Below are 9416 nucleotides of genomic sequence, written 5' to 3' on the forward strand. Positions count from 1 at the left end.
CTGGTCGCCGAGCCCGCCCGCGACGTCGGCCAGCGCGGGCAGGCCGGCGGGCGCCGGCGCGGCGTGCAGGACGCGCAGCAGGTCCGCCGCCTCGGCCAGCCGGCGGGTCGCCGGCGTCCGCACGGCCCGCATGGGGGTCCCGGGCCGCACCCGCCCCAGCAGCAGCGCCCAGTCGCCCTCGTGCGCGTCGACCAGCGCCGGCGCGCCCCGCCCGCCCCAGGCCCGCAGCACCGCCGCCTCGTGGCGCGCCTCGTCGTGCGGGAACGACACCTTGAGCACCAGGTCCCGGCCGGCCGCGTCGCGTGCGGGCGCGCACCACGAGGCCGAGCCCGAGGCGAACGGGTCGCCGAGCTCCAGGCCCCACCGCCGGACGGCGCGGTCGACCAGGCGGGGCAGGCGCGCCAGCCAGGCCGCGCCCTCCGGCGTGCGGCCCGCGCCGGAACGGAGCGCGGCGGGCAGGACCGGCGCCGGGCGGGCACCCCCGGCACGGCGCGCCTCCCCCGGCGCGCCGGCCGCGCTCACCAGGATCGCCTCAGCGTCGGCAGGCACGGGCGCCAGGCTAGCCGGACCGCGCCGCCGCCCCGCCCGCACGGAGGAGGCCGCATGGACAGCTACCGCAAGCGCCGCGCGGGCGCGCCGGCCGGGTTCTTCGCGTGCGAGGCGGCAGGCCTGCGCTGGCTGCGGGTCCGGGGCGGCGCACCGGTCGTCGAGGTGCTCGACGTCGGGCCGGACCACCTGGACCTCGCCGCGCTCACCGAGGTGCCGCCGACCCGCCGGGCGGCGCGCGATCTGGGCCGGGGGCTCGCCGTCACGCACGACGCCGGAGCGCAGCGGTTCGGCAGCCCGCCCGACGGCTGGTCCGGCGACGGGTTCTTCGGGCCGCTGGACCAGCCGCTGCCCATGCCCGCCGGCGACCACAAGCGGTGGGGCGCGTTCCTCGCCGACTGCCGGATCGAGCCGCTCGCCGCGGCGGCGGAGAGCCGCCGGGCCCTCGGGCGGGACGACCTCGCCCTGCTGCACCGGCTCGCGGCCCGGCTGCGCGCCGGGGACTGGGACGATGACGACGCGCCCGCCCGGCTGCACGGCGACCTGTGGTCCGGGAACGTGCTGTGGACGCCGCAGGGCGCGACGCTGATCGACCCGGCCGCGCACGGCGGCCACCGGGAGTCCGACCTGGCGATGCTCGCGCTGTTCGGCTGCCCGCACCTGGCGGACGTCCTGGACGCCTACCAGGAGGTGCACCCGCTGCGCCGCGGGTGGCAGCACCGGGTCGCGCTGCACCAGGTGTACCCGGTGGGCATGCACGCCGTGCTGTTCGGCGGCGGGTACGCCGCCCAGCTGCGCCGCCTCGCGGCGCCCTACGTCTGAGGGGGCGGCCGGCCGGCCGGGTCGGTCGCCGACCCGGCGGCGCGGACGCCCCGAGGGGTCAGCACCTGTACGCCACCGTCCGCCGCGCCCGCTTGTCCTTCTCCCGCGCGACCTGATCCGCCCCGGCCTCGTTGAGGGCCGTCGGTGACGAGCCACCCGTCCCGCGTCCGTCCACCCCTCACGAGGGGCGCGTGCTCCGCGTCCGGGCCGGTCCCTCCGCGGCGGGATGCTGCACCGCCGCGCGGACCGGGAGCTCTCAGTCTCACCCGGTCCAGCGCGGCGGCGCCAGCGTTTATTCCGGTCAGCCCACCGGGTCGGTGGTCATGCGGACCGTGAGGGTGACCTCGGTGCCCGCCTCGACCGAGCCGGACGTGGGGTCCTGGGTCACGACGACCCACTGCGTCGGGTCGTCGATCGCGCGGCCCTGGCCGGACGCGTCGGCGACCTGGACCTCGAGGCCGCGGGCCTCGAGGGTCTCCTGCGCGGTGGTGAGGAGCAGGTTGGTCTGGTCGATGACCTGGACCTCCTTCGCCTCGGCCGACGCGGTGGTGGTGTCGTCGGACGCGGAGCCCGCCGACGTGCCGCCCTCGGCGGAGGCGCAGGCGGCGAGCAGGGAGACCGTCGCGACGGCGGCGGCGGCCACGCTGAGGGTGCGCGTGGTCCGGCGACCGGCTCGGGCGATGGACGTGTTCATCGGGGGCCCTCCTGGGCTGTTGCGGTGCGTCACGGACCGCGGCCCCCGGGGTCGCCGGTCGCCGCGGAGGGCGCGGGACGGGCGAACGCGCCGCGCTGCGGCTCGCAGGCGGCCGTCGTCGGCAGTCGAGCGGCCGCCCGGGACTGGCCCCGGCGGGCGACGCGCCCTCGGGGCCCACTTTACGCCTGTCGGGCGACAGGTTTCGTCCGTATTTCGGGGAACTGTGACGCAGCCACCAGCGGAGGCGCCCGGACGGCCCAGGCGTTCACCCGCCCGCGCACCCCGGCCGGGTGCCCCGGGACGCTCCCGGACGGGGCCCCGGGCCGCGTGCCCGGGGCCGCCGGTCAGTCCGCGGCCCGCGTCCCGGTCCGGAACCGCGCGCCGTAGTGGTCGAAGGTCGCGGGCAGCGGGTCGGCGGCGAGGTACCGGGCCCGCGGGAACACGAGGTCGGCCTCGGACAGCCGGGCGAGCAGCCGCCCCGCGACGAGCAGCACGACGTTGCGCCCCGGGCAGGACACCGGTCCGCCGCTGAACGGCAGCAGCCCCCAGTCGGCGTCGGCGCGCCCGTCCAGCCACGCCTCGGGCGCCCACGCGTCCGCGGTGCCGAGCCGCTCGGGGTCCCGGTGGAAGTGGGCGCTCACCACCGCGAAGCCCGTGCCCGCGGGCAGCACCCGCTCGCCCCACGTCGTCGGCGCCGTGCTGTCCCGGAGCACCACGAGCGTGGTCGGCCAGAGCCGCACCGACTCCAGGACCGCCCCGCGCGCGTACGGCTGCATCGCGGCACCGGACGCCGCCTCCGCCCGCAGCAGGTCCCGGACGGCGGGCCGGGCGGCCGCGACGGCGAGCGCGCGCAGCACCGCGGCGCCGGCCGCGTCGAAGGCGAACAGCCACTGCGGCACCTGACCGGCGGGGTCCACACCGCGGTCCGCCTGCGCGGCCGCGGCGTGCGCGATCAGGCTGCCGGGCTCCGCGCGCCGCACGTACGCGTGCAGCCGGTCGGCGAGCTCGGCGCGCAGCCGCGGCCGGCGCGGGCGCAGGTACGCCCAGTTCGCGGCCTGCCGGAGCGTCTGCAGGACGTCGGTGACCCGGTCGTCGTCGCGCGCTGACCCGCCCAGGACGACCGTGCGGACCGTCCGCCAGAACGCCGGGGCGAAGGTGTCCCAGTCGAGCACGCCGCTCCGCCCGACGGTCGCGAGCAGCGCCGCGGCCTCGCGGTCGACGGCCGCGAGCAGCGGGGCGGCGTCCCGGTGCACCGGCTCGGACGTGTCGAGCGCCTGCTCGTTGAGCAGCCGCCGGGCGGGCCGCCGTCCGGGCGGCGAGATCAGGACGGCGTCGGGCTCGAAGTGCCCGAGCGCCGCGCGCTTCTCCACCGTCGCGGGGCTGAACGGCTCGGGCGAGCCGGCGAGCAGGGCGCCCACGTCCCCGGCGTCGAGCGGCAGCACCACCCGGCGCGGGCCCAGCCGCAGGACCACCGGGGCGCCTGCGTGCTCCCGCCGCAGGTCCCGCGGCAGCGCGCCCGCGGACCGGTCGGTCTGGTGCCGCTCGGCCCAGGCGGTGGCACGGGGGCGTCGGACGACGGCGCCCTGGGCGACGAGCGGGCCGAGCACCCGCGCCGCGACGGCGGCGGACCGGGCCGGTCCCAGGTCCACGGGGGTGCGGGGGCTGACGGTGGCGTGCGGCATGCGGGTCCTTCCGAGGTGCCGGGCGGCGGGGTGCGCGGGCGGGGTCAGGGCGTGAGCGCGGCCTCCTCGGGCTCGGACAGCGACAGCACCGCGCCCACGACGCCCGGCACCGCGGCGACCTGCCGCTCGACGGCGGCCAGCACGTGCGACGCCTCGTCCTCGGCCGGGTTGCCCGCGAGGTCGACCGCACCGACGAGGAACAGCTGACGCGCACCGACCACCTCCAGCCGCAGCTGGGTCACCCGCGCGACCTCCGGCATGGCGAGCAGCGCCCGCACCGCCGCGCCCTGCAGCGCGGGGTCGGCCGTCTCCCCCACCAGGAACCGGCGGTTCCGGTCGATGAGCAGCACGGCGACCACGGCGAGCAGCACGCCGACCAGGATCGAGCCGACGGCGTCCGGGACCGGCGACCCGGTGACCTGGTGCAGCGCGATGCCGGTGCCGGCGATGACGATCCCCACCAGCGCCGCCGCGTCCTCGAAGAACACCGCCCGCACCGTCGGGTCGGACGTGGCGAGCACGTGCTCCCAGAGGTCCATGTCGCGCCGCGCGGCCGCCCGGCGCGCCTGCCGCCAGGCCTGCAGGAACGAGGTGCCCTCCAGCAGGAGCGACACGCCCAGCACCACGTAGGCCACGACGTACGACGACGCGGGCTCCGGGTGCACGAGCTCCTGGATGCCGTGGGTGATGGACACCCCGGCGCCGACCGCGAACAGCCCGATCGCGGCGAACAGCGACCACACGTAGACCTCGCGCCCGTAGCCGAGGGGGTGCGCGCGGTCCGGCTCCCGGGCCGAGCGGCGCTGGGCCAGCAGCAGGAACACCTCGTTGCCGGTGTCCGCCCAGGAGTGCGCCGCCTCCGCGAGCATCGAGGCCGCCCCGGTGAGCACCGCGGCGACGGTCTTGGCGACCGCGATCAGCGCGTTGGCGGTGAACGCGACGACCACGGTGAGCGTGCTCTCGTCCTGGCCGCCCGCCGGGGCTCGCGGGCCGTCCGGGGTGGTGACGGGGCTGGTCATGCTCCCGGACTAGCACAGCGCCGGGCGACCCGCACGGCCGGGCGGGTCGCCGGCGGCGGTGGCGCGACGGCCGGACGCGGTCCCGTCTAGGCTCGACGCGATGCCTGGACCCGACGCCCCCGCACCCGACGCGCCCCCGTCCCCGGCGGCCGCCCCGGACCGCGCCGGCCGCCGCCGCCGGTGGGTGGTGCGCGCCCTGCTCGCCGTCGTCGCGCTGCTCGCCGCGCTCGTCTTCGGCGTCACCACCGCCACCGCCGAGTCGAGCTTCGGCCCGCACGAGGCGCGGTACGACGTCACCACCGACGCGACCGTGACCGTCGACCTCGGGCCGCTCGGCACGCTGCAGATCGACTCGCCGCTGCCGCTCGGCCTCGGCGCGCGGGTCACGGTCGAGGAGATCCCCGCCGACGTCGACGCGCTGCACGGCGTCGACACGCTCCAGGCGCTGACCGGGGACCTGAGCTCCTACCTGCAGTTCTTCACCGGGCCGCAGGCGACGATCGAGGACGCGGCGCGCGCGCTGGTCGCGAACGCGCTGTGGCGGACGCTCGCCGCGCTGGTCGTGCTGGTCGCGGTGTGGACCGCGGGCTGGTGGCTGCTCGGGGCCGCCCGCCGCGCCGAGCTGGGGGCGCGGCTCACGCCGCACGCCGCGCAGCTCACCGCCGGGGGGCTCGCGGTCGTGCTGGTCGGCACGCTGGTGACGGCGAGCGAGCGCGGGGACGCCGCGGAGCGCACGTCGTCGCAGCGGACCTCGGCCGTGTTCGACGGCACGCCGCTCGAGGGCGCGCGGATCACCGGCCGGCTCGGCGGCATCGTCGACACCTACGGCGGGCTCGTCGTGAAGGCGTTCCAGGACAACGAGGACTTCTACGACCGGGCCGACGGCGCGCTGGTCGCCGCCTGGGACGACTGGGAGGCGCGGCGCGCCACCGTCGAGGCCGCGGCCGACCACGACGCCGACGACGAGGACGGGGCGGGCTCGCCGGCCGGCGACCCCACCCCGGACGCGACCGCCACGGCCGGGTCGAGCGCCGCGCCCACGCCCGAGGAGTCCACCGACGAGGAGGCGGAGCCGCTCACCCTCCTGGTCATCTCCGACCTGCACTGCAACGTCGGCATGGCGCCGCTGATCACCTCGCTCGTCGAGCGGTCCGGCGCCGAGGTCGTCCTCGACGCGGGCGACACCACGATGAACGGCACCTCGGTGGAGCAGTACTGCGTGACGACCTTCGCCCGCGCCGTCCCGCGCGGCGTCGACCTCGTCACCGCGCCGGGCAACCACGACTCGGCCGAGACCACCGCCCAGTACGCGCGTGCCGGCGCGACCGTCCTGGACGGCGGCGTCATCGACGTGCGCGGCATGCGGATCCTCGGCGACAAGGACCCGAAGGCCACCCGCCTGATCACGACGCAGACCCAGGACGAGTCCTACGCCGAGGTCGGCGAGCGGCTCTCGGACGTCGCCTGCGACGAGCCGGACGGGGTCGACCTGGTGCTGTTCCACAACCCGCGCACGGCGCCGGCGCTGCTCGCCGACGGCTGCGTGCCCGCGCTCGTCTCCGGGCACATGCACACCCGCACGGACCCCGAGCAGATCGGCGAGGGCATCCGGTACATCTCCTCCTCCACGGCGGGTGCCCAGGAGAACGAGCCGCGGATCGGTCCGCTGAAGGGCACCGCCGAGATGACGCTGCTGCGCTGGGACCCGGACAGCCGGCAGATCCTCGACTGGCAGCTGGTGGAGATCGGCACCGACGCCAGTGCGGTCGTGCACGACCCGGAGCCCTGGCCGGAGGTCGTCCCGGTGCCCGAGGAGGCGGACGAGGTGCCGACGGCGACGCCCACCGGCGCGGCGACGGCGCCCGCCCAGGGCTGACGCCCGCTCCCCGGCCGGGGCGCCGCCCGGCGACACGTCCGTCCGCGACCTGAGACGCCGGCGCCGGATCCGTGCGGCGCCCGGTGCCGCGTGCCACACTCGCCGCCATGACCTCCGCGCTCCCGACGTGCCGCTCGCCGCGGCTCGCCTGCGCGTGTCCGCTCTGTCGGGCCTGACCGCCACCCCTGCCGTCAGATCCGCGCGGGACGTCGTCGTCCCGCCCCGCCGCCGCGAGCGGCGGACCCCCGAGGAGCACCCCCGTGAGCGTCCTGACCCCTGCCACGTCCACCCGCCCCACCGCCCACCCCGCCCGGCGGCCCGCCGAGCCCGCCGCCGACCTGCCCTCGCAGGCGGACCTGCGCCGGTTCGAGGAGCTGCTGGCCGCGCTGCCCCTGACCCCCGCGGTGCTCGTCGACCTGCCCGGCCGCCGCCTCGCCGTCGACGGCCAGGACGTCGACCTGACCCGCCAGGAGTTCGACCTGGTGGCGTACCTCGCCCGCTCGGCGGGCCGGGTGGTGACCCGCGACGAGCTGTACGACGGCGCCTGGCGCAGCCAGGACCTGTCCGACCGCACCCGCACCGTCGACGTCCACGTCCGGCGGGTCCGCGCCAAGTCCGGGCTCGACGGGCTGATCGCGACGGTCCGCGGCGTCGGCTACCGGCTCAACGTCCTGGACGGACTGCGCATCGAGGGCTGAGACCCGTTCCTGTGGCGGGCCGGGCCCGGGCGGGTGACGCTGGCGACCGGAACACCGCCGCACCGCCCAGGAGGTCCCCGTGGCCCACGACGACCAGACGAGCACCGAGCGGGCCGACGCCCCGGCCCCGGACGACCCGCGCAAGCCCGACTCCCCCGACGACCTGACCAAGCGGTCGTGGAAGTACGTGCTGCGCACGACCGTTCGCGAGTTCAACCACGACCAGTGCACCGACCTGGCCGCGGCATTGACCTATTACGCCGTGCTGGCGATCGCACCGGGCCTGCTGGCCGTCGTGTCGATCCTCGGCCTGGTCGGCGACGGGCAGCAGCTCGTCGAGGACCTGGTGTCGACCGCCACCGGGATCATCGGCCAGGACTCCGCGGAGCAGACGCTGCAGCCGATCCTGGAGAACCTCACCAACTCCCCCGGCGCCGGCCTGACGTTCGTGATCTCGCTGGTGGTCGCGCTGTGGTCGGCCTCCGGGTACGTGAACGCCTTCAGCCGCGGCATCAACCGGGTCTACGAGATCGACGAGGGCCGCCCGATCTGGAAGCTGCGCCCGGTCCTGCTCCTGGTCACGCTGGTGCTGGTGCTGTTCGCCGTGGTGATCGTGGTGGCCGTCGTGCTCTCGGGCGGCATCGCCGAGACCGTGGGCGACGCGATCGGCCTGAGCTCGGCCGCCGTGACCGCCTGGAACATCGCCAAGTGGCCGGTCGTGCTGCTGCTCGTGATCGTCGCCATCGCGATCCTCTACTACTTCACGCCGAACGTCCGGCAGCCCAAGTTCCGCTGGATGAGCGTCGGCGCCCTGGTGGCCGTCGTCGTGTGGATCCTGGCGTCGCTCGCCTTCGGGTTCTACGTCGCCAACTTCGGGTCGTACGGCAGCACCTACGGCTCCCTCGCCGGCGCCATCGTCCTGCTGCTGTGGCTGTGGATCACCAACCTCGCCCTGCTGTTCGGCGCCGAGCTGGACGCCGAGATCGAGCGCGGCCGCGAGCTCCAGGGCGGCATCGAGGCGGAGCGCACCATCCAGCTGCCGCCCCGCGACACCCGTGCCAGCGAGAAGAAGCGGGCGAAGGCCGAGGAGGACGTGCGCCGCGGGCGGCTGCTGCGGGAGTCGCGCCGCACCCGCCCGCCGCGCTGACCCGCCGGCGGGGGCGAGCCCGGCCCGCCGCCGGTTCAGGGGCCGGCGGGGCCGGTCCCGGCGGGGGCGCCCGGCGCCGGAGCGCCGGTGTACTCCCAGTGCCACGGCTCCAGCGGACCGGAGCCCCCCGGGCCGGCCCAGGCGGGGTGCTCCCACCCGTGCGCCGGACCGTGCTCCGTCATCCACGCGTACAGCGGCGAGTCGAACTGCCCCACCCCGCCGAACCCGGCGAAGTCGACCGCCACGCCCCAGCCGTGGTGCGAGACGCCGGCGGGGGCCGCCAGGCCGCCCTTCGCGGCCTTCAGCGCCGACTGCTCGGCGTAGGTCCGGTACGTGCTGCCGACGGGCAGGTCGGTCCCGTGGTCCGCACGGAACTCCGCGTTCAGGGCGACCAGCGCGGTGACCGCGTCGCACCGCAGCCGCGCGCCGGGGGCGAACGGCACCGGGCAGAGCAGCGCGGGGTCCACCGTGCCGTCCGCGAGCAGCCCGGCCGCGCGGCCGTTCCCGCCGCCCGTGCGCACCGCGGCGCCCACGACGCGCCCGTCGAGCACCGGGAGGTCCGCCGCGGCGCGGGCGGCCTCGGTCACGGCCTGCTCGACCTGCTCCAGGCCTCCGCCGTCCCCGGCGGCGCGCTCCGCCGCCACCGGCACGCTGCGCTCCACGGCCAGCGCCAGCCGGAAGACCGCACCGGCCGACTCCCGCACCCGCAGGGCCGCGGCCACGCGGTCCCCGGGGGTCGCCGCCGGCTGGGACCAGGCGTCGGTCAGGCGCATGACGGCCGCGTCCAGCCCGGGCAGGTCGTCCAGCGGCTGCGGCGACACCCGCAGCGGCTCCACCCCGGTCGCGGCGTCGAGCGCGGCCCGCGCGAGCAGCGCGGACTCGGCCGTCACGGCCGGCTCCTCGGCCGCGGCCCGGGCCGTCCACCGCGCAGA

Annotated in this window: 9 protein-coding genes; 4 read left to right on the top strand and 5 right to left on the bottom strand. The window is 77.5% G+C overall.

Going from position 1 to position 9416, the window contains the following annotated elements:
* Positions 1-549: aminoglycoside phosphotransferase family protein (locus FA014_RS15300; protein WP_328288210.1), on the bottom strand; the 549-nt coding region annotated here is incomplete at its 3' end.
* Between the two features lie 54 nt (positions 550-603).
* On the opposite strand from FA014_RS15300, the gene FA014_RS15305 reads away from it, so the two are divergent.
* A complete protein-coding gene (locus tag FA014_RS15305; protein ID WP_154730516.1) occupies positions 604-1368 on the top strand; it encodes a fructosamine kinase family protein in 765 nt (254 codons plus the stop codon).
* 301 nt (positions 1369-1669) lie between these two features.
* Here the strand turns inward: FA014_RS15305 and FA014_RS15310 are convergent, their stop codons facing one another.
* The 3 genes from FA014_RS15310 to FA014_RS15320 form a co-directional block, all read right to left on the bottom strand.
* Positions 1670-2062, bottom strand: a complete 393-nt coding sequence (locus FA014_RS15310) for a PASTA domain-containing protein (RefSeq protein ID WP_154730517.1) — start codon at positions 2060-2062, stop codon at positions 1670-1672.
* 344 nt (positions 2063-2406) lie between these two features.
* Positions 2407-3744, bottom strand: coding sequence for a cytochrome P450 (locus tag FA014_RS20970; protein ID WP_154730518.1), 1338 nt, complete (start codon positions 3742-3744; stop codon positions 2407-2409).
* Between the two features lie 44 nt (positions 3745-3788).
* Positions 3789-4763, bottom strand: a complete 975-nt coding sequence (locus tag FA014_RS15320; RefSeq protein WP_154730519.1) for a cation diffusion facilitator family transporter — start codon at positions 4761-4763, stop codon at positions 3789-3791.
* Between the two features lie 100 nt (positions 4764-4863).
* On the opposite strand from FA014_RS15320, the gene FA014_RS15325 reads away from it, so the two are divergent.
* The 3 genes from FA014_RS15325 to FA014_RS15335 all read left to right on the top strand — a co-directional run bounded on the left by FA014_RS15325 (position 4864) and on the right by FA014_RS15335 (position 8484).
* Positions 4864-6639 carry a metallophosphoesterase family protein gene (locus FA014_RS15325; RefSeq protein ID WP_154730520.1) on the top strand — a complete coding sequence of 592 codons (1776 nt, stop codon included), beginning with the start codon at positions 4864-4866 and terminating at the stop codon, positions 6637-6639.
* A gap of 260 nt (positions 6640-6899) precedes the next feature.
* Positions 6900-7337: a winged helix-turn-helix domain-containing protein gene (locus FA014_RS15330; RefSeq protein WP_195969311.1), complete on the top strand. Its 438-nt coding sequence runs from the start codon at positions 6900-6902 to the stop codon at positions 7335-7337.
* Positions 7338-7416: 79 nt separating this feature from the next.
* Positions 7417-8484 (top strand): YihY/virulence factor BrkB family protein, encoded by a 1068-nt coding sequence (locus FA014_RS15335; RefSeq protein WP_154730522.1) that lies wholly within the window; start codon positions 7417-7419, stop codon positions 8482-8484.
* 35 nt (positions 8485-8519) lie between these two features.
* Here FA014_RS15335 and FA014_RS15340 read toward each other — a convergent pair.
* The coding region (locus FA014_RS15340) for a M15 family metallopeptidase (RefSeq protein ID WP_230323224.1) at positions 8520-9416 on the bottom strand (897 nt) is incomplete at its 5' end.

Origin of the sequence: Cellulomonas hominis (assembly GCF_005239125.1) — a bacterium.
GTDB classification, from domain to species: domain Bacteria; phylum Actinomycetota; class Actinomycetes; order Actinomycetales; family Cellulomonadaceae; genus Cellulomonas; species Cellulomonas hominis_A.

Coding starts and splice junctions, on each gene's coding strand:
- FA014_RS15310 (WP_154730517.1), bottom strand. CDS start 2,062: ATGAACACGTCCATCGCCCGAGCCGGTCGCCGGACCACGCGCACCCTC.
- FA014_RS15305 (WP_154730516.1), top strand. CDS start 604: ATGGACAGCTACCGCAAGCGCCGCGCGGGCGCGCCGGCCGGGTTCTTC.
- FA014_RS15325 (WP_154730520.1), top strand. CDS start 4,864: ATGCCTGGACCCGACGCCCCCGCACCCGACGCGCCCCCGTCCCCGGCG.
- FA014_RS20970 (WP_154730518.1), bottom strand. CDS start 3,744: ATGCCGCACGCCACCGTCAGCCCCCGCACCCCCGTGGACCTGGGACCG.
- FA014_RS15320 (WP_154730519.1), bottom strand. CDS start 4,763: ATGACCAGCCCCGTCACCACCCCGGACGGCCCGCGAGCCCCGGCGGGC.